Source organism: Priestia taiwanensis (assembly GCF_014638355.1).
GTDB classification, from domain to species: domain Bacteria; phylum Bacillota; class Bacilli; order Bacillales; family Bacillaceae_G; genus Priestia_D; species Priestia_D taiwanensis.
In genome coordinates, this window is sequence record NZ_BMFK01000001.1 from 742,464 (window position 1) to 760,224 (window position 17,761).

21 protein-coding genes and 1 pseudogene are annotated in these 17,761 nt (G+C 35.8%); 17 read left to right on the forward strand and 5 right to left on the reverse strand.

The window, feature by feature from the left end:
* Positions 1 to 119: 119 nt before the first annotated feature.
* The 3 genes from IEV41_RS03970 (at position 120) to IEV41_RS03980 (ending at position 2,060) form a co-directional block, all read left to right on the forward strand.
* A complete protein-coding gene (locus IEV41_RS03970) occupies positions 120 to 842 on the forward strand; it encodes a class I SAM-dependent methyltransferase (protein WP_188387138.1) in 723 nt (240 codons plus the stop codon).
* A 121-nt stretch (positions 843 to 963) separates the two neighbouring features.
* Positions 964 to 1,596 (forward strand): type 1 glutamine amidotransferase family protein, encoded by a 633-nt coding sequence (locus IEV41_RS03975; RefSeq protein ID WP_188387139.1) that lies wholly within the window; start codon positions 964 to 966, stop codon positions 1,594 to 1,596.
* Between the two features lie 26 nt (positions 1,597 to 1,622).
* On the forward strand, positions 1,623 to 2,060 hold the full coding sequence (locus IEV41_RS03980) for an NUDIX domain-containing protein (RefSeq protein WP_188387140.1): 438 nt from the start codon (positions 1,623 to 1,625) through the stop codon (positions 2,058 to 2,060).
* 48 nt (positions 2,061 to 2,108) lie between these two features.
* Here the strand turns inward: IEV41_RS03980 and IEV41_RS03985 are convergent, their stop codons facing one another.
* Positions 2,109 to 2,429: a hypothetical protein gene (locus tag IEV41_RS03985; protein WP_188387141.1), complete on the reverse strand. Its 321-nt coding sequence runs from the start codon at positions 2,427 to 2,429 to the stop codon at positions 2,109 to 2,111.
* A 174-nt stretch (positions 2,430 to 2,603) separates the two neighbouring features.
* Here IEV41_RS03985 and IEV41_RS03990 point away from each other — a divergent pair.
* Positions 2,604 to 3,104, forward strand: a pseudogene (locus IEV41_RS03990) (DUF3916 domain-containing protein).
* Between the two features lie 367 nt (positions 3,105 to 3,471).
* Here IEV41_RS03990 and IEV41_RS03995 read toward each other — a convergent pair.
* From IEV41_RS03995 to IEV41_RS04005, 3 genes are all read right to left on the reverse strand, one after another.
* Entirely contained in the window at positions 3,472 to 4,419 is a 948-nt protein-coding gene (locus IEV41_RS03995) for a serine hydrolase domain-containing protein (RefSeq protein ID WP_188387142.1), read from the reverse strand.
* Between the two features lie 63 nt (positions 4,420 to 4,482).
* A complete protein-coding gene (locus IEV41_RS04000; RefSeq protein ID WP_308420333.1) occupies positions 4,483 to 5,232 on the reverse strand; it encodes a metallophosphoesterase family protein in 750 nt (249 codons plus the stop codon).
* 110 nt (positions 5,233 to 5,342) lie between these two features.
* Complete coding sequence (locus IEV41_RS04005; protein WP_188387143.1) at positions 5,343 to 5,879, reverse strand: hypothetical protein; 537 nt, start codon at positions 5,877 to 5,879, stop codon at positions 5,343 to 5,345.
* 60 nt (positions 5,880 to 5,939) lie between these two features.
* On the opposite strand from IEV41_RS04005, the gene IEV41_RS04010 reads away from it, so the two are divergent.
* From IEV41_RS04010 to IEV41_RS04065, 13 genes are all read left to right on the forward strand, one after another.
* Positions 5,940 to 6,098 (forward strand): DUF2639 domain-containing protein, encoded by a 159-nt coding sequence (locus IEV41_RS04010; RefSeq protein WP_188387144.1) that lies wholly within the window; start codon positions 5,940 to 5,942, stop codon positions 6,096 to 6,098.
* Between the two features lie 192 nt (positions 6,099 to 6,290).
* A complete protein-coding gene (locus IEV41_RS04015; RefSeq protein ID WP_188387145.1) occupies positions 6,291 to 7,319 on the forward strand; it encodes a Bug family tripartite tricarboxylate transporter substrate binding protein in 1,029 nt (342 codons plus the stop codon).
* 110 nt (positions 7,320 to 7,429) lie between these two features.
* Positions 7,430 to 7,885 carry a tripartite tricarboxylate transporter TctB family protein gene (locus IEV41_RS04020; RefSeq protein WP_188387146.1) on the forward strand — a complete coding sequence of 152 codons (456 nt, stop codon included), beginning with the start codon at positions 7,430 to 7,432 and terminating at the stop codon, positions 7,883 to 7,885.
* A gap of 12 nt (positions 7,886 to 7,897) precedes the next feature.
* On the forward strand, positions 7,898 to 9,430 hold the full coding sequence (locus IEV41_RS04025; RefSeq protein WP_188387147.1) for a tripartite tricarboxylate transporter permease: 1,533 nt from the start codon (positions 7,898 to 7,900) through the stop codon (positions 9,428 to 9,430).
* A gap of 51 nt (positions 9,431 to 9,481) precedes the next feature.
* On the forward strand, positions 9,482 to 11,086 hold the full coding sequence (locus IEV41_RS04030) for an ATP-binding protein (RefSeq protein WP_188387148.1): 1,605 nt from the start codon (positions 9,482 to 9,484) through the stop codon (positions 11,084 to 11,086).
* A complete protein-coding gene (locus tag IEV41_RS04035; protein ID WP_188387149.1) occupies positions 11,071 to 11,766 on the forward strand; it encodes a response regulator in 696 nt (231 codons plus the stop codon). Before IEV41_RS04030 ends, IEV41_RS04035 begins: the two co-directional genes overlap by 16 nt.
* A gap of 58 nt (positions 11,767 to 11,824) precedes the next feature.
* Entirely contained in the window at positions 11,825 to 12,220 is a 396-nt protein-coding gene (locus tag IEV41_RS04040) for a GNAT family N-acetyltransferase (RefSeq protein ID WP_188387150.1), read from the forward strand.
* A gap of 44 nt (positions 12,221 to 12,264) precedes the next feature.
* Positions 12,265 to 13,029 carry a hypothetical protein gene (locus IEV41_RS04045; RefSeq protein ID WP_188387151.1) on the forward strand — a complete coding sequence of 255 codons (765 nt, stop codon included), beginning with the start codon at positions 12,265 to 12,267 and terminating at the stop codon, positions 13,027 to 13,029.
* A gap of 51 nt (positions 13,030 to 13,080) precedes the next feature.
* Positions 13,081 to 13,290 carry a GNAT family N-acetyltransferase gene (locus tag IEV41_RS19945; RefSeq protein ID WP_229722139.1) on the forward strand — a complete coding sequence of 70 codons (210 nt, stop codon included), beginning with the start codon at positions 13,081 to 13,083 and terminating at the stop codon, positions 13,288 to 13,290.
* A gap of 33 nt (positions 13,291 to 13,323) precedes the next feature.
* The gene (locus IEV41_RS19950) at positions 13,324 to 13,593 is read left to right on the forward strand and encodes a GNAT family N-acetyltransferase (RefSeq protein WP_229722212.1); all 270 of its coding nucleotides are present in this window, start codon (positions 13,324 to 13,326) and stop codon (positions 13,591 to 13,593) included.
* Between the two features lie 147 nt (positions 13,594 to 13,740).
* Positions 13,741 to 13,950, forward strand: a complete 210-nt coding sequence (locus tag IEV41_RS04055; protein WP_188387152.1) for a hypothetical protein — start codon at positions 13,741 to 13,743, stop codon at positions 13,948 to 13,950.
* 130 nt (positions 13,951 to 14,080) lie between these two features.
* A complete protein-coding gene (locus IEV41_RS04060; RefSeq protein WP_188387153.1) occupies positions 14,081 to 14,869 on the forward strand; it encodes an ABC transporter ATP-binding protein in 789 nt (262 codons plus the stop codon).
* Positions 14,853 to 17,423 (forward strand): FtsX-like permease family protein, encoded by a 2,571-nt coding sequence (locus tag IEV41_RS04065; protein ID WP_188387154.1) that lies wholly within the window; start codon positions 14,853 to 14,855, stop codon positions 17,421 to 17,423. Before IEV41_RS04060 ends, IEV41_RS04065 begins: the two co-directional genes overlap by 17 nt.
* Before the next feature lie 36 nt (positions 17,424 to 17,459).
* Here the strand turns inward: IEV41_RS04065 and IEV41_RS04070 are convergent, their stop codons facing one another.
* Positions 17,460 to 17,750: a hypothetical protein gene (locus IEV41_RS04070; protein WP_188387155.1), complete on the reverse strand. Its 291-nt coding sequence runs from the start codon at positions 17,748 to 17,750 to the stop codon at positions 17,460 to 17,462.
* Positions 17,751 to 17,761: the final 11 nt, after the last annotated feature.

Below are 17,761 nucleotides of genomic sequence, written 5' to 3' on the forward strand. Positions count from 1 at the left end.
ACCATGATGTATCGTTCTTTTGTTATTAGAAGAGAGCTGTTAATTTTGGTTGTGAAAACATTTTACTATTAATATGAAAAATAGTAAAATATTTATCCGTGATAAAAAGGAGGGATACGATGATTCAAGATAAAGTAATTCAGACCTTTAATACATTCGCAGCGGACTATGAGCATAGTGTGGATCACAGTGCGTTGTATAACTGCGAATACGAACGGCCGACGATGATGGAGTGTGTACCGAAGGATTTACCCAATAAAAATGTGTTAGATGCTGGTTGTGCAGCTGGATGGTATGCACAACAATTTGTTAACTTAGGAGCACATGTAACGGCAATTGATGTTAGTCCAGAAATGATTGAAGCGACAAAACGAAGAGTAGGCGATACATGTACGGTGATGTGTGCGGACTTATCAGCGAAGCTACCGTTTGAAGATGATACATTTGACTTTATTGTTAGCTCGTTGACACTACACTACATACAAGACTGGGATACAACATTTCAAGAGTTCTCACGTGTGCTGAAGAAAGATGGAACATTTCTGTTTTCCGTACACCATCCAATGATGGATCAACAACTTTCTCCTAGCGACGTATATTTTAATTGTGAGTTAGTGAAGGATACGTGGAAGAAAGGTGGAAAGTCAGTGGATGTCTATTATTATCGCAGACCGCTTCAAGTGATTATTAATGATACGATAAAGCATTTTACATTTTCACGTATGGTAGAGCCAACACCAACAGAAAATTTTAAGAAACAGAACGAAGAATCGTATCAAAAACTAATGAAGACACCTGCTTTTTTAATTATAGAAGCGAAGAATGATAAAGGAAGAGCGTAAATAACGAGATAGAGATGATAATATGCGGGTGATCTTATGGATGCTTAGTTCGGGCGAGAAAATTACTGCATAACGACTAGATATCATAGAGGATATTAAACTACGATGGGAGTGTTATTATATGCAAACAAATAAAGTCTATCTATATGTATTCGATACAATGTCAGATTGGGAATACGGATATTTACTTGCTGAACTAAATTCAGGAAGGTATTTTAAGAAAGGCCAATCCCCGCTAAATGTAGTTACAGTAGGATTAACGAAAGAAATGATTACTACAATGGGTGGATTGCGTGTTAAGCCGGATATTTCCCTTGATGAGTGTGATCTGGAGCGTACAAATCTTTTTATTTTACCTGGGGGAAATACATGGGGAGAAATTATTCATGAACCTATCTTAAGAAAAATTGACGAAGCTTTAAAGCTTGGTATCGTTGTTGCAGCTATTTGTGGAGCAACAACGGGACTAGCGAACAGTGGATACTTAGATTCTAGAAGACATACGAGTAATGATTTAGAATATTTGAAAATGGTTTGTCCTAATTATAACGGTGAAACATTTTATGAGATAGCTCCTGTAGTGTGTGATAATTATTTGATTACTGCATCAGGTATAGCACCGTTAGAATTTGCAATGGAAGTATTAAAACAGTTAGACGTATTTGCAACGGATACATTGCATGCTTGGTACAATTTAAATAAGACTCAACAATCCGAGTACTTTTTTCAGTTAATGGACGCGGTAAATAAGTAAAGAATGACAAACTAAGGGGATAAGTAATGGAAATTAGAAACTCAGTCAAAGTAATTTTAATATATGAAGATAAATTACTAGTAACAACATATGAAGGCGGAGATGGAGTGTATCATTTACTTCCAGGTGGAGGGCAAACAGCAGGAGAAACATTAGTCGAAACGTTGAAAAGAGAATGTCTTGAAGAAACGGGTTTCCAAGTGGAAGAAGGAGAACTCTTATTCATACGAGAATGTTTTATGGATGCTGGTATTCATAGGGTGGAGTTTATGTATGTCGGCAAATTAGTATCACTTGTGGGAAGTGATACTCTTCAAATGGATCATAAACAAACTGATGTTTCGTGGTTACCTGTCGAGAATTTGCTAGATTATCCGTTGTTTCCAGTAGAACTTAGAAAGCTTATTATGGAGTTTCATAAAGGTAATACGGAAAATCCCGTTTATGTTGGTGAAATTAAGTAGTCATGCCAAAAACGAGTAGAACATCATTTGCGTTCTACTCGTTTCTAGTTAGTTAAGTGTTGTCAAAACAACTGTTACTGCGATGAATGCATATGCTGCAATGCCAACTACATTCCACTTTTTATTCTTTTGTTTTAAGTTCTTGTTTGTTATTTCGAGTGCGTTTGTTGTTACTAATGCGGATGCAGCTGGGATTGTATGTAGTACTTGGAAGAGTTCATTGTAGTGGGACTTACCAGAAAAAAGAGTGTAGTGTTTGTTGTGAGTAGTATCGATATAAAGGCATTCTAATTTTGCACGGTTGTATGTCGTAACACCTCTTACCTCTTTGTATAAGTAGCTAACTGTTTCGATGTAGTTTCCTAGCATATCGAAGTAAGAAAGAAGGATGCGTTCGTTTGTTAGAGTGATAATTGTATGTACGCCGAAGTTGTTCGTTAATCCGAAACCAGATCCTAATGTCGAAGCTATTTGAAATCTGATTTTTTTACATGTTTTAGTTGCTTAAAAGATAAAGGGTTGTAGGATAAAGAGGAGATACGTATGAGAGAGAAAAGAGTGCGTGGAATGAAGCGGAAGACGAATAAACTGATTGAAGCACATACAGTAGAGTTTCCGGTAGAATTTTATAATGGGTATTGGCATTTGCATTTACCGATTGCGCAAGAGTTTATAAATTCAACGAAAACTCCAATGAAAATTAAGCGATTATGTATGCAAACATTAATCGATAGAGCAAAGTATTTAATACAAATAAAACCTAACGAAAAAGAAACATATCGTGTAGTAGCGGCTATTAATCTAGCTAATCTATGGAACTCACAAATAATTATTTTTAAAGGAGATACTTATTTTAAGGACTTCTTTTGTCGAGACGATGAATATCAGAAATGGCTTCGTTTATCAAGCGATTGAAGCATTCAAATAGAATGGGAACTATGTATTCCGGATGAAATGCAGCTAGTAGGATTCAAAGAAAGTATTGTGGATGAAGAGGGATATTATGATGAAGGAGGAATTTGGTTTATAGGCGAACTGGAATGAAATTAGTGGGAGTATAAAACAGCGAAAAGAGTAGGGCGCGTAATCCTACTCTTTTTGTTGGTCTATAACTGATAAAGAAATACTAAGTAAGCATAGAATGTTAGTAATATGCTACAAATATAAATTGTGACTTCCTTATTACGTTGTTCTTTATGTACTTGTCGTTTTTTAATCAACATTCGAAGAAGCAATCCTATTAGTAATGCGAGAAGGAAGCTACTGAATAAATAGAAAATAATGTTGTTTATAGGGAAAGCTTCATTCATAGATGCTGAATCACTTAGTATGCTTAGCAAAGGTATTCCTAGCAGGAAGTGACTACCAAAAATCAACATAATATTTATGGTTGTGTAAATGGAAAAACCTTTTACTGCATGCATAGATTTCCTCCCCCACATGTTTTGTTTGTTAAAGAAGGTAAAATAAAAGTCTCAAAAATCTCACTCGTATCATCGTGTGGAAGAGTTGTATCAGCTGTGATGACAACGGTAACTTCTTGTTTAGGATATACATACAAATATTGCCCACCAAATCCAGCGGCATTGTAGTATTCTTTTTCACTGTTTATCCACCACAAGTATCCATATTTCCCGTATTTACTTAGTCCTTTTTCATGGACTGAAACTGTATCATGTATCCAATCAGCAGAAAGGATGCGAGTATTGTTCCATTCACCACCAAATAAGTAGAGCATTCCTAGTTTTATAAGATCACGAGGTGATAGGGAAAGTCCCGTACTACCGATGGAATGACCTAATGTATCAGTTGGCCAGTGAATAGTGTGAATACCTAGCTTGGAAAATAACATTTCTTCTCCAAATTGTTTTGCAGACTTTCCAGTAACATGCGACAAAATAATAGATAGTAGGTGAGGATCGATACTTTTGTATGAAAAAGGTGCAGCTGTATGTACGTTGGCGAAAAATATCTTTTGCATCGGATTCCCTTTTGTTGCTAGAGAAAGTAGTTCCTTGTCTGTTATTTGAATACCTGAAGTCATTGTAAGAAGTTGCTTTATCGTAATATTCCCGATGTCAGTGGACATCGTTTGGTTTTTAAAGATTTCACGTAATGTTTGAGTAACACCTGTTAAGAGTTGTTGATCGATTGCAATGCCGATAAGTGTAGAAATAACGCTTTTTGTGATAGAACGCATTTCATGAAGTTTTTTGAAACCTTCGTCGTGGAAGTAGATTTCATGTATGATTGTGTCTTTTTCAGAAATAACAAGACTTCGAATACGTTTTTTAGACGTTTTAATAAAGGAATCAACAGATATTAATTTTTCATTGGTTATGATAGATTTTTCGTTCATTTATATTCTCCTATGTTATTCGTATTTAACATGAACCTATCAGATTCCTGTAAATCATCCGTACTATAGATATGATTGGTTACCATGAAAGACTTTCAAAATAAAATCGCGGTCAGGCACTTGTAACCGCTCATACGATGCTAGGAAATTAACATTGTCATAAGCAACTTCTTCTAAACGAACTTCTATTTTGTCTTGTTCTATATTCACGATTGAATATGGTGCAACAGCTCTTGTATTACATCCTAAAGAACCTGGATTTAAGTAAATTGTTTTTTCACTTTTGAACAAATGGATTGGGTGATGGTGTCCGAAACAGATTAAGCTTTCTTCATAGCCCTTAAATAATTTAGTTACATTTTCTAAGCTAGGTTTAACGATTTTACTGAAAGGATCTTGGCTAATGGGCTTATTTAATTTGTTTTTCTCCATATGGTAATGAGTAAATAAAACGGCATGTCCGTTCATTGTTTTCTTAATTGCGCGAGGTAATCGTTCTAGCTTCGGAATAAAGTTCTTGTTCATATGATGTGCAATCCATTGATGGTGCTCTTTAGCATGAGAATGACTTAGAGGGTGCTCATCTCCCTTCAAAATCGCCAAAATCGCTTCATCATGATTCCCTGTAATCATAGAAATATCGTGTCTAGAAAATAAAATTTCAAGTACTGCATTTGTATTTGGCCCAATACCAATCATATCTCCTAGGCAGTAGATGTGTTCAATGTCCTGTAGTTTGTCTAATTCATGAAGTACGGCCTTTAAAGCAGAATCATTACCGTGAATGTCTGTGATAACTCCAACTCTTATAATGAATCAACCTCCAATTATTCCCTTTAAGGGATTATACAATATTTATAGGAGTAACATAAATAAATAAATAAAATAGCGGGTAGGACACCAACTATGTCCTACTCGCTATTTTAGTTAAGTGTCGTCAAAATCACTGTTACCGCAATAAATGCATATGCGGCAACCCCGAAGACATTCCACTTTTTATTCTTTTGCTTTAAGTTCTTGTTTGTCATTTCGAGTGCGTTTGTTGTTACTAATGCGGATGCAGCTGGGATGTTGCGTAGTACTTGGAAGAGTTCATTGTAGTGGGAGTTACTAGCAAAAAGAGTGTAGTGTTTGTTATGAGTAGTATCGATATAGAGGCATTCTAATTTTGAACGGTTGTATGTCGTAATACCTCTAACTTCTTTGTATAAGTAGTTAGCTGTTTCGATGTAGTTTCCTGCCATATCGAAGTAAGAAAGAAGAATGTGCTCGTTTGTTAGAGTGATGATTGTATGTACCCCGAAGTTATTCGTTAATCCGAAGCCAGACCCCATCGTAGAAGCCATTTGCATTGCTTTTACATCTTCATTTGACGTAGCTAACATGTGTATGATCTCTTCGTTGTTTCCTAACATATTTGTTACTTCTTTGCGAGCCTCTTGTTTCATTTCTATTATCATTTCATTTTTCATCATTTACTGAATACAATATACAGTCAGCTTGTATGAGGGGGAGAGAGAATGGCATATTACGGCTCAAAAGGATGGTTTGTACAAGAATTGAAGAATGTAGGAGTTTACAGGCATCCAGTGGAATTAAGAAAACTAGAAACATATCGGACGGCAATATTACGGAACTTATACTTTAAATATGTAAAAGGGGAAGAGAAAGAAGAATAAGAGAAAAGCTACCTAGATCAATAAATAGGTAGCTTTTCTCTTATTGTGAAATAATTGGTAAACAATATGAACAAAATGGTAGATATGAACTTTATACTCTTTAAGGATAAAAACCAATTATTCGACTAATTATTGGTATTATACATTTAGTAAGCGTTTTCTATTTAGAGAGGATGAAGGGGGATATCTAGAATGAAAATGAAAAGGACATTTGCATTATTAGCTACAGGCGCTTTAGCTATTGGTTTAGCAGCTTGTACAGATTCATCAAAAGAGACGGGATCTAAAGAAGGTAGTAAAAGCAAGTATCCAGAAAAAGCAATTACTGTCGTTGCGCCATCTGGTGCTGGTGGTGGCTGGGATATAACAGCACGTACATTCGTTAAAGTGTTAACAGAAACAAAACTTGTTGAACAATCGATGACAGTAGAAAATAAACCAGGTGGCGGCGGTGCAACATTCATGGCACAATATGCAACGCAAGACACGAAGAATAACGAAAAATTATTCGTTAATTCACCACCAATTCTTATTAACAATTTAAAGAAAGAAGGAAATAGCCCATTTGGCTATAAAGATACAACACCATTAGCACAGTTAACGAGAGATTACGGTGCGTTAGTTGTAGCGAAGGACTCGAAGTATACAGATTTAAAATCATTATTAACAGCGATGAAGGAAGCGCCAGCATCGATTAACTTAGCAGGTGGTTCTGCACCAGGATCGATGGATCACTTAATTGGTGTTTTACCCGCTTACAAGTTCGGTGTAGATCCTTTAAAAGTAAAATACATTCCGTATGATGGTGGCGGCGAAGCATTAACAGCATTACTTGGAGGCAACGCAGATGTTATTGCGACAGATGTTTCTAGTGTGAAAGAACAATTAAAAGCTGGAAAAGTACGTGTATTAGGAATTACAGCAGCTGAAAGACAAAAATCAGAAGAATTAAAAGATATTCCAACGATGAAAGAGCAAGGTGTTGATGCTGAGTTCACGATTTGGAGAGGGGTATTTGGTCCAAAAGAAATGTCTAAAGATGCGCAAGCGTACTGGAAAGATTCTATCGATAAATTAGCAAAATCGAAAGAGTGGAAAGACGAAGTGAAGAAACAAGGTTGGGAAGAAGAATATAAGAATAGTGATGACTTCAAGAAATTCCTTGGAGAGCAGGAAAAGCAAATTCAAGAACTGTTAAAAGCGTTAAATATGGCGAAGTAAGTGTAAGATCATCCATCCCTTATGTAATAAATAGTAATACTTATGCGCAGTGGGGTATTTACTCCACTGCGTAACATTTCACTTTATGTAAGTGAGAGGAGGAACTTAGAATGAGTAAATCATTTGATCGTTTTGCTAGTATTTTCTTTTTATTAATTGGTTTTTTATTTACATATGAGAGTCAGAAAATTTCAACATCTGCGTATGGAAGTAATGTCGGACCGAATATTTTTCCATTTGTATTAGGAATTATCTTGATGCTTATTAGCCTTCGTTTGTTGTATGAAACATTCCGTTATAAAGAAGAGGGGAAAGAGAAGCAGTCATACGATTATAAGAGCTTCTTCATTATTTTCTTTACAGCTTGTTTATATGTTTTCTTTTTGGAGACGATTGGCTATGTCATTTGTACGTTCATTTTCTTATTAATTAGCTTCCAAACATTAGAAAAGGGCAAATGGTTAACATCTATTATCGTTTCATCTTCTTTTGCTGTTGGGACATTCTATGTGTATGTGCACGTGTTAAAAGGAGCTTTACCTAGTCCAGAGTGGTTACCTTTTTAAGGAGGGGAAGTAATGGGAACAATTGATTATTTATTACAAGGATTTGGTACAGCGTTCATTTGGTACAACTTACTTTTCGCCTTATTCGGTGTACTAATTGGAACAGCTGTTGGTGTCTTACCAGGTATTGGACCGATGAGTGGCGTAGCGTTATTGATTCCGGTAACAGCGTCTTTAACATCTGGTCTTGGATTACCTGCCGATCAAGCTGCGACAAGCTCGATTATTTTATTAGCGGGTGTATATTACGGAGCAATGTACGGTGGTTCGACTACGTCTATCTTATTAAATACACCAGGAGAATCCTCGTCTGTCGTAACAACACTTGATGGATATCAAATGGCCAAACAAGGACGAGCTGGGAGTGCTTTATCTATTGCGGCAATTGGATCATTCGTAGCAGGACTTATTTCAGTTATTGCATTAGTATTGCTAGCAGAACCATTCTCACAGCTAGCAATTTCATTTGGACCGGCAGAGTACTTTTCATTAATGTTACTAGGGCTATGCGCGGTTAGTGGATTAGCTGGTAAGTCGATGACGAAAGCGCTCTTAATGACGGTTGTTGGTTTGTTACTTGCGACGATTGGAATAGATGCTGTATCAGGTGTAGCTAGGTTTACATATGATTACACGGAATTATATTCAGGAATTGAATTCTTAACGCTAGCGGTTGGTTTATTTGCGTTAGGAGAAGTATTTAAAAGTATTGTAGAGAAAGAACGTAATGACGGAGATGTAGCGAAGATTACGAGCATTTACCCAACGAAGCAAGAGTTGAAGCAAAGTGCCGCACCAATTGCACGTGGTTCGATTCTTGGATTCTTAATCGGGGTATTACCAGGGGCAGGAGCAACATTAGCATCTTTCTTCTCGTACAGTGCCGAGAAGAAAATTAGCAAAAACAAAGATAAGTTTGGTAAAGGTGCGATTGAAGGGGTTGCAGCACCAGAGTCAGCAAACAACGCTGCATCAGGGGGAGCACTAATTCCGTTATTAACGTTGGGTATTCCTGGATCAGGTACGACAGCGATTTTAATGGGAGCATTCATAATGTACGGTGTTCAGCCAGGCCCATTATTATTTGAAGATAACCCAGAAGTAGCGTGGGGCGTAATTGCGAGTATGTTTATTGGAAACTTAATGTTATTGATTTTGAACATGCCACTTATTAAAATATTTGCAAAAATTATTACAACACCACCAAAATATTTATTGCCAATTATCGTAGCTATCTCAATTTTTGGTGTGTATGCAGTACAAGTATCAATATTTAACTTATGGTTGTTACTTGCATGTGGTATTATCGGTTACTTCTTAACAAAGCATGATTATCCTGTTGCACCGCTTGTGCTAGGAGTAGTATTAGGACCGATGATTGAAAATAATATGCGCCGTGCTCTAACGATTTCAAACGGTGATTATATGATTTTCTTAACACAACCAATGTCTTTAGGTTTCTTAATTGTTGCGGTTTTATGGTTATTAATACCTTTTATTTTAAAAGCACGTGGCAAAAACGTTATAATAAATGTAGAAGGCTAAATCCTCTTTTTTAAAGAGGGTTTTTCTTATTGATTAATGCGGGGGAACGTTATGCGCCTACATAATAAGTTAATTTTGTTTATTAGTTTGTTAGTTTTTATTACAAGCATTTCGTACGAAATTTTATTTCGGAATATTTTGACAGATGTAATAAAGAATGAGACAGGTTCGAAAGCATTAACAATTGCCCAAATGATTGCAGATTTGCCAGATGTGAAAAAAGCATTTTATGAGGATAACCCATCAGCAATCTTACAACCATTAGCAGAACAATACCGTGTCATGTCTGATGCGGAATATGTCGTCATCGGTAATACAGAAGAAGTCCGTTATGCGCATCCAAAAGAAGAGCGTATCGGTCAGAAAATGGTCGGTGGAGATAATGAGGCTGTATTGAGAGGAGAAAGTATTATTTCTAGCTCAATTGGTTCTTTAGGTCCATCGTTAAGAGGAAAGACCCCTGTGTTTGGTGAAGGTGGAAATATAATTGGGATTGTTTCGGTAGGATTTTTAAATAAAGAGATAGCAGAAGACATGAGTGAGTATCATTATCGAATGATTCGAATGAGTATTATACTGTTATCAATTGCTGTTATTGGTGCAGTTCTAATTGCATATAAGGTAAAACGTTCATTGTTTGGGTATGAACCTGAGCGAATTGCTCATTTGTATGAAGAAAAACAAGCCATTTTAGAATCAGTACGAGAAGGAATTATAGCGGTTAACAAGCACGGAATTATTACTCTTGCTAATTCAAATGCATTGACGATGTTACAAGTTCCAAAGAATGAGAAGATTGAAGGAAAGTTCATTTTGAACGTATTGCCAAATTCTCATTTAATTGAAGTCGTTCGGACAGGAAAGAAAGAGTATGATGAAGAAATGTTATTACATAATGAAGTTGTTATCGTAAATCGATTCCCGATTTATGGTAAGCAAAAACGTATCATCGGTGCTGTAGCAAGCTTCCGTTATAAGTCGGAAATTAATCGCTTATCACGTGCATTGTCGAATATTAAGAAATATGCAGAAGGATTACGGGCACAGACACACGAATATTCTAATAAGTTACACACAATATCAGGACTTATTCAATTGAAATCGTACCAAGAAGCAATCGAATATATTACAAAAGAATCGGATATTACGCAAAATATCGTTCATTTTCTCATGAAGGCTATTCCAGACCCAATGCTAGCCGGATTATTAATTGGGAAGTTAAATCAAGCAAGTGAATCGAAAGTTCATTTAGTTATTAATGAAGATAGTACATTTCAAGATGTCCCTAGTGAGATTAGTAGGGATGATCTCATTACAATTATCGGTAATATTATTGATAATGCAATTGAGTCTGTTCTTGATAATGAAGAAGGAGAACGTTTAGTTGAAGTATTCTTCACTGATTTAGGAACGGATTTAATTATTGAAGTTGATGATAACGGAGCAGGTATTCCGAAAGAGTTAGAAGAGAGTGTCTTTGAAATTGGATTTTCAACTAAGATGAATAGAGGGAATAGTGGATTCGGCTTACCGTTAGTGAAACAAGCAGTAACAAAATTAAATGGTTATATTACATATTCACAAAGTCATCTAAAAGGGGCAAACTTTACAATCGTTATACCGAAGAAAGGGGAAAGAACATGGAACAAGTCATAAAAGTATTAATCGTAGAAGATGATTTGCAAATTGCTACTATTCATAAACGTTTCGTTGAACGCATGGAAGGGTTCCAAGTAATTGGTATTGCGACAGACAGATTGGATGCAGAAGAACAATTACATATTTTACAGCCAGATTTATTGTTGCTAGATGTGTTCTTTCCGGACATGAATGGACTGGATTTTTTACAATATATAAAAGAACAAGACTTACATTGTGATGTTATTATGATAACAGCAGCTCAAGAGCTCCAAACGGTAAGTACAGCACTTCGTAAAGGAGTATTTGATTTTATCATTAAGCCAGTTATTTACGAGCGATTTAAACAGACATTAACAAATTATTATGCATTTCATCAAAAGGTCAATGCCAAGTATACAAATAGATTACACTTGACACAAGAAGATATAGATAAGCTTGTGACGAAAACGTATCGTACCGAAAATTCGTTATTACCAAAAGGGATAGACAAGCTTACGTTAGACAAAATCATTTTTACGATGACAAACTATAAGAATACCTTTACAGCGGAACAGTTAGGGAAAGAAGTTGGGATGAGTCGAACAACGGCAAGACGTTATCTCGAATTTCTCGTGTCACATGGAAAGATTGAAGCAGAGCTTTCATATGGAACTGTTGGTAGACCAGAGCGAGTCTATTCGTTGCTAACATCGTAAGAAAGTGTATACATATAAAACATATTATTCTCTGCCAGATAGAGAGATACAAAAGAAAATGAACCACTTACATGAAAGTGTTTTTGGTGAAGCAAAAGATATTTTCACAAAGCTTGAAACAAAGGATGTGTTTGTGATTAATCTTGCTTTCGTTGATTACGAACTAGTAGGTTATAAGGTTGGATACAAATTAAATCAGGATACGTTTTATAGTTGGCTAGGTGGAGTGAATCCATCATATAGAGGTGCGGGAATTGCTTCAGCTTTAATGGAAGCACAGCATGAATATTTATGGAAAAAAGGATACAAAGTAGTTCAGACAAAGACAATGAATAGGTGGCGTAATATGCTTATCTTAAATATTAAGAGTGGTTTTGATATTGTTCATACGTATATAGATAAGCAGAATGAAGTGAAGATCGTGTTGGAGAAAAAATTAGTAGGATATGAGTAAGTTAAAGAATCAGTTTGTTTATTCTGACGGCGTGGGGGAGAAAAATGATAGATGAACCTCTTCTTGAACATATAAAATCATTGTTACACATGCATTCTCAAGGACTTCTTGGTGGCGAGATAATGCCAGAAGATGCTTTAATTAATGTTATTTCAGATGATGAACTATTAAATGTATTAACATTGGGAATGTCTTTAAATTATCAAAGGGACTCTTATGCACTATGGCGTTCAATTGTACAAGCATATATGGATGATAGTACGAAGTGGATTTTTAATCCGTATACAGTTTCTACTAGCAATATAGAAGATTTACATCAAGCATTACTTCATTACCGAGTTGCTTTACAATCAAATCGTCACCCTGAAATTTGGAAACGTGTATCGGAAGGTATTACTCAATCTTCTATTACAAAAGATGTATTAGGACTAATTGAATCGGCTGAATATGATATTGCGATCTTGAAAAATATCATACAAGTAAAACGTAAAATGGAATTCCCATACCTTTCTGGTCCTAAACTCTTTAATTATTGGTTATATGTGATGGAGAACTATGGAGGAATCAAATGGAAATCTCGTGAGCTCATCACCATAGCACCAGATACACATATATTAAAAGCTACAGTAAAGCTAGGACTCTGTGCTTCAGACGTATTAAATGGTACCACTAAGGATCGCCAGCTTGTTTCCGAAGCTTGGAAAAAAGCATTAATGGATAGTGGAGTTGCTCCAATCGATGTCCATACTCCTTTATGGTTATGGAGTCGTGCGGGATTTCCAGCACTTCAAGTTCCGGAAGGTAGATAAAATAAGTAGAATTTGTATTGGAAAAGGTATTACATACAAGGGGTACAAATCATGAGTAACAAAAAGCATTTTCCGGAATTAAATACGGAAAGATTGTTGTTGAGAGAACTAACGATGGAGGATGCACCATTCATTTTCAAATTATTTAGTAATGAAAAGATGTGCGAGTATTTGTATGACGAAGAAGTGTATACGAATATAGAAGATGCAACAGATTTCATTGAGTGGAATGCTAATCCGGAAATAAAAGGACGTAATTGATGGGGTATTGTCAGGAAAGAGGATAATGCTCTAATAGGAACGTGTGGATTTGACTCATGGGACGGATATAATCACATAGCGGAAATTGGTTATGATTTATGGCATGAATGTTGGGGATACGGCTATATGCAGGAGACATTAACAGCTGCGATTGAAAGTAGATTTCAGAATATGAAATTGAACCGGATTAATGCGTTCGTTGCATTAGAAAATGAGAAATCTACGTTACTTCTTGAACGCTTAGCTTTTAAAAAAGAAGGGGTATACAGAGATAAACATTTTTTATCGTGGTCGTTATTATGACCATTATTCCTATTCGTTGTTGAAGAAAGATTGGTTAGAAAGAAGAACTAACGAATATTCCGATTAGATACAGTAGTTTAAATGAAATACGAATCCTTGTAGTGTGCATAAGCTAATAATAACGCATATGAAGGAGGAAGAGAGTATATGGAAAGAATGACGATAATGCTGATAAGATTAATTATTTTTGTTGGGAATTTTTTAATTATAACTTCGATTATGGGGAAAATAGGTGACTTATTATATCCATATCATGTAGCGGTTAATTTTATCCTAATAGGTTTGATGATTATCATACCATTTATTGCGATGGAATGGATGGTGTATTATTTACGAAAGACAGTGAAGAGATATTGAGGAAAAGGTGTTACTCACGGCGAGTAGCACTTTTTCTTTTTCTATAACTTAAGAAAAACTTAAGAAAGTTTGAACAGTTTTGTTAAGAAGTTGTTTTTATACTAAGCTTACAACTTCAAACAAAGGGGAAATGGACATGATTCAAATAAATAGTTTAAATAAATCATTTATACTTGGTAACCAAAGCTTTCCTATTTTAAGAAATATTGATCTTACAATTCATAAAGGCGAGTTCGTTTGTATTATGGGAGCAAGTGGATCAGGAAAGACGACGTTATTACAACTATTAGGGGGATTGGACACGCCGACATCTGGAGAAATCACCGTAAAAAACGTGACGATTTCAAAACAAAAAGAAAAACAATTATCATTGTTCCGCCGTAAACATATTGGTTTCATCTTTCAACAATTTAATTTAGTACCCGTTTTTAATGCAGAGGAAAATATAACTTTACCACTCATGTTAGATAATGTAGCAAGTCAAAAAGCATCACAAAAAGCAAATGAATTACTGAAACTAGTAGGACTAGAGGGAAAAGAAAAACATTTACCAGCGCAGTTATCAGGAGGACAACAACAACGTGTTGCTATTGCACGAGCATTCGCAAATGAACCAGCATTATTATTAGCTGATGAACCGACAGGAGCGCTTGATTCTGAGAATACGAATACGATTATTCGAACGCTTCGTAATGCATGTGATGAATTAGGGCAAACAGCAGTTGTTGTTACGCATGATTCGTTCGTAGCAGCACATGCAGACAGAATTATTTTCTTATTTGACGGAGAAGTTGTCCAAGATTATGTAGCGATGGAACAGTGGCAATTCCGAAATATGAATGATGAAGTAGCACGAATTCAGCACATTATGAATCAATGTACGAATAAAGGGGGGATGAAACATGCGATGGATATATAAGTATGCATGGAAATCAATAAAACAAAATTGGATAAGGGTGTTATTTGTCTCGCTCGGCACATCGCTTGGAGTGATGTTAGCGGTAACATTGTTACTTGGAAATGATATAGCGAATAAAAATGTGGAGAAGCAAGTAATCCAAAAGTACGGTGACTATCATTTACAGTTCGGTTATACAGGCAATGATACATATATGGATGAAAATGATATAGCACAACTAGAAGCATTACAAGTAGCAGAAAACATGTCTAAGGTCTTTCTTCCATATCCAGTAGCAAATGACAAATCACTTGTAGGAAAACCAGTATATTGGGGAGTGGAAGCGGATTCGCCAGATATGCAAGCATTCTCATTGGTAACAGGTCGTTATCCGCAGAGCGGGGCAGAAGTTGCAATTACAGAAGACTATATAGAACGTGAAGGGATTCAGGTTGGAGACATAATTACTATGCCGTTTCCACCATACAGTGAAAAAGAAGTAATGGTAGTTGGTGTACTTGATGCACCTGAAATGGCTGCAATGGGGCACAGTGCATATTTTCCAATTCAGTGGCTACAAGAACAAGTACAAAAAGAAGGAAAAGTAAACGTAGTGCAAGTGAAAGTGAGTGATACCCATCAAAAACGTTGGTTAGTGGATGAAATAAGTGAAAAGTTTCCAGACGTAAAAATTGATCAACGTATTTATATGGACAAGGCATTTGACAAATTACATGTAATGCAACCGTTAGTATATAGTTTAGGAGCAATTGCATTGTTTGTTGTTGCATTGTTAGTAATGGGCAGTTTCTATTTGTCCGTTCGTAATCGAATGAAACAATGGGCGCTTTTGCGTGCGATGGGAAGTAAAATAAGCCACATTATGAGTATCATTTTAATAGAAGCATGTTTTATCGGAGCAATTGGTGCATTCATTGGAATAGTAATGGGTATTGGTGCACAGTACATTGTGACGGAACAAATGAATGAATGGTTAGGCATAGAAGGAGGCAATCATACATTTACTATCGCCTGGGAATTACTGATTATACCATTTATCTTAGGGGTTACGATGGCGGTAATAGGAGCCATTATCCCAGCATTCATCATTCGGAAGATTAAGCCAGTTCAAGTAATGCGTTTAGAAATTTCAAATACCGTATTAACTAGTAATAAGAAAAATTCCTTTTATTTAGTACTAGTAGTAATTGGATTTGTAATTAGTTTTTTCGGGCCAACAATGGAAAATGTACTTGGATTTAATCCGAGTATTATTGGAACAACATTATTCGCAATCGGTATTCTCTGTTTGATTCCTTTCTTTATTCAATATCTTGTGCCAATAATTATTCGTCCGTTTGAGAAGGTTATCAAAATAGAAGCAATGATTAGTAAACGTCATGTGATTCAATATAGACGGAAAGCAGCAATCTCAGTTGCCATTTTGTCATTAGGATTCATGCTATCTATTACAGCCAATATGTATGTAGAAGGGCTTTATGAAGGAACGAAACAAGGGTTGCAACGAAATATACCAGCGGATATTGTTGTCCGTGTGCCAATAGAAGTAGAACATAGAGAATCATTACCAGTTGAGTGGAAAGAGAAGATTTCAAATATAGAAGGAGTTCGAGAATTGACAGCATTCACATCTACTGTCCCGACAAAGCTAACGAATTATGATTTCTCAAAAGCAGATGCAGAATGGATGGCGTTTTACGAAACGAGAGGAATGGATTATACAGAGGTAAAAGTAGTTGGAACGAATATGCAGCAGTTTATAGAGATGGCAACTATTTCTGTCGTAGAAGGAAAAGAGCTAAAGGAGCCATTAATGAATAATGAAGCAGTTATAACAAAAGAAATGGCAATGAACGTAGGGTTAAATATAAATGATACATTGTCATTAGCGAAAGAGAATGGAGAAATAGAGGAAGCGAAAGTTGTTTCAATCATTGATAAAGATATACGCAGAGAAGGTAGTGCGGTATTTATGAATGAAGAATATGTACAAACAACATTTGAGCCAGTAGGATATGAGTCACTGGAAGTGATGCTAGAGGACGGTGCATCTGTAGAAAAAATAAAAGACGAAATGAAGCGTATTACGAAAGGACACGAAAGTGCAGAAATCATTAATAGTCATGAATTATTGGTACAACAACAGCAATTCTTATCGCAAATTACACTATTAATTCGTAGCCTTGTTGTTATTATTTCTATCATTTCTGCAATTGGTTTAATGAATGCCATTGTTGCAAGCATTCATGATCGCCGCGCAGAAATTAGTATGATTCGTGCAATTGGTGGGACATCATCCCAATTAGTGAAAGTAATTGTAATGGAAGGAATACTTCTAGGGACATGCGCAGGGATTATTGGCGTAGGTGGTGGACTATTATTTAGCACTGGTGTTCTCAATGCAATGGAGCTACATGTCGTAAGGATACCAGTAATTGAAATAGTAATGCTTTTAGGTGTAAGTATTGCTTTAGGAGGTATTGCAGCACGTATCGCAGCTTTACAATTAAAATCATTTTCGTTACACGATACGTTAAAAGAATTATCTGCATAACGGAAAAGGATTGATGCTACTCCGCATCAATCCTTTTTATATAAAAATTGGAGGTATAGTCAGTAATAAGATTGAACTGCAAATAAGTACAGCGGAAACGGTTTCAGGGAGTTTTTCTCTTCCTTTACCCACATACCAGCCACTAAATTGCAATTTGTTACGGTATAGAACAAAAAAGGAAAGAAAAATAGCGGTATGTATAAACCAAATATACGAATCTATATTAATGTCAAAATTGGAGTAGATATTCGTAATAATATTCGATGCAATGCCACCAATTAATAGAAATAGAATGATGATACGAAGTAATTCTAGTAGAAATCTCATTGGTTACCTCC

What these genes read in the sequence shown, in the direction of transcription:
- IEV41_RS03970 (WP_188387138.1), top strand. Translation starts at nt 120, where the DNA reads ATGATTCAAGATAAAGTAATTCAGACCTTTAATACATTCGCAGCGGAC.
- IEV41_RS03975 (WP_188387139.1), top strand. Translation starts at nt 964, where the DNA reads ATGCAAACAAATAAAGTCTATCTATATGTATTCGATACAATGTCAGAT.
- IEV41_RS03980 (WP_188387140.1), top strand. Translation starts at nt 1,623, where the DNA reads ATGGAAATTAGAAACTCAGTCAAAGTAATTTTAATATATGAAGATAAA.
- IEV41_RS03985 (WP_188387141.1), bottom strand. Translation starts at nt 2,429, where the DNA reads ATGCTAGGAAACTACATCGAAACAGTTAGCTACTTATACAAAGAGGTA.
- IEV41_RS03995 (WP_188387142.1), bottom strand. Translation starts at nt 4,419, where the DNA reads ATGAACGAAAAATCTATCATAACCAATGAAAAATTAATATCTGTTGAT.
- IEV41_RS04005 (WP_188387143.1), bottom strand. Translation starts at nt 5,879, where the DNA reads ATGATAATAGAAATGAAACAAGAGGCTCGCAAAGAAGTAACAAATATG.
- IEV41_RS04010 (WP_188387144.1), top strand. Translation starts at nt 5,940, where the DNA reads ATGGCATATTACGGCTCAAAAGGATGGTTTGTACAAGAATTGAAGAAT.
- IEV41_RS04015 (WP_188387145.1), top strand. Translation starts at nt 6,291, where the DNA reads ATGAAAATGAAAAGGACATTTGCATTATTAGCTACAGGCGCTTTAGCT.
- IEV41_RS04020 (WP_188387146.1), top strand. Translation starts at nt 7,430, where the DNA reads ATGAGTAAATCATTTGATCGTTTTGCTAGTATTTTCTTTTTATTAATT.
- IEV41_RS04025 (WP_188387147.1), top strand. Translation starts at nt 7,898, where the DNA reads ATGGGAACAATTGATTATTTATTACAAGGATTTGGTACAGCGTTCATT.
- IEV41_RS04030 (WP_188387148.1), top strand. Translation starts at nt 9,482, where the DNA reads ATGCGCCTACATAATAAGTTAATTTTGTTTATTAGTTTGTTAGTTTTT.
- IEV41_RS04035 (WP_188387149.1), top strand. Translation starts at nt 11,071, where the DNA reads ATGGAACAAGTCATAAAAGTATTAATCGTAGAAGATGATTTGCAAATT.
- IEV41_RS04040 (WP_188387150.1), top strand. Translation starts at nt 11,825, where the DNA reads ATGAACCACTTACATGAAAGTGTTTTTGGTGAAGCAAAAGATATTTTC.
- IEV41_RS04045 (WP_188387151.1), top strand. Translation starts at nt 12,265, where the DNA reads ATGATAGATGAACCTCTTCTTGAACATATAAAATCATTGTTACACATG.
- IEV41_RS19945 (WP_229722139.1), top strand. Translation starts at nt 13,081, where the DNA reads ATGAGTAACAAAAAGCATTTTCCGGAATTAAATACGGAAAGATTGTTG.
- IEV41_RS04055 (WP_188387152.1), top strand. Translation starts at nt 13,741, where the DNA reads ATGGAAAGAATGACGATAATGCTGATAAGATTAATTATTTTTGTTGGG.
- IEV41_RS04060 (WP_188387153.1), top strand. Translation starts at nt 14,081, where the DNA reads ATGGACATGATTCAAATAAATAGTTTAAATAAATCATTTATACTTGGT.
- IEV41_RS04065 (WP_188387154.1), top strand. Translation starts at nt 14,853, where the DNA reads ATGCGATGGATATATAAGTATGCATGGAAATCAATAAAACAAAATTGG.
- IEV41_RS04070 (WP_188387155.1), bottom strand. Translation starts at nt 17,750, where the DNA reads ATGAGATTTCTACTAGAATTACTTCGTATCATCATTCTATTTCTATTA.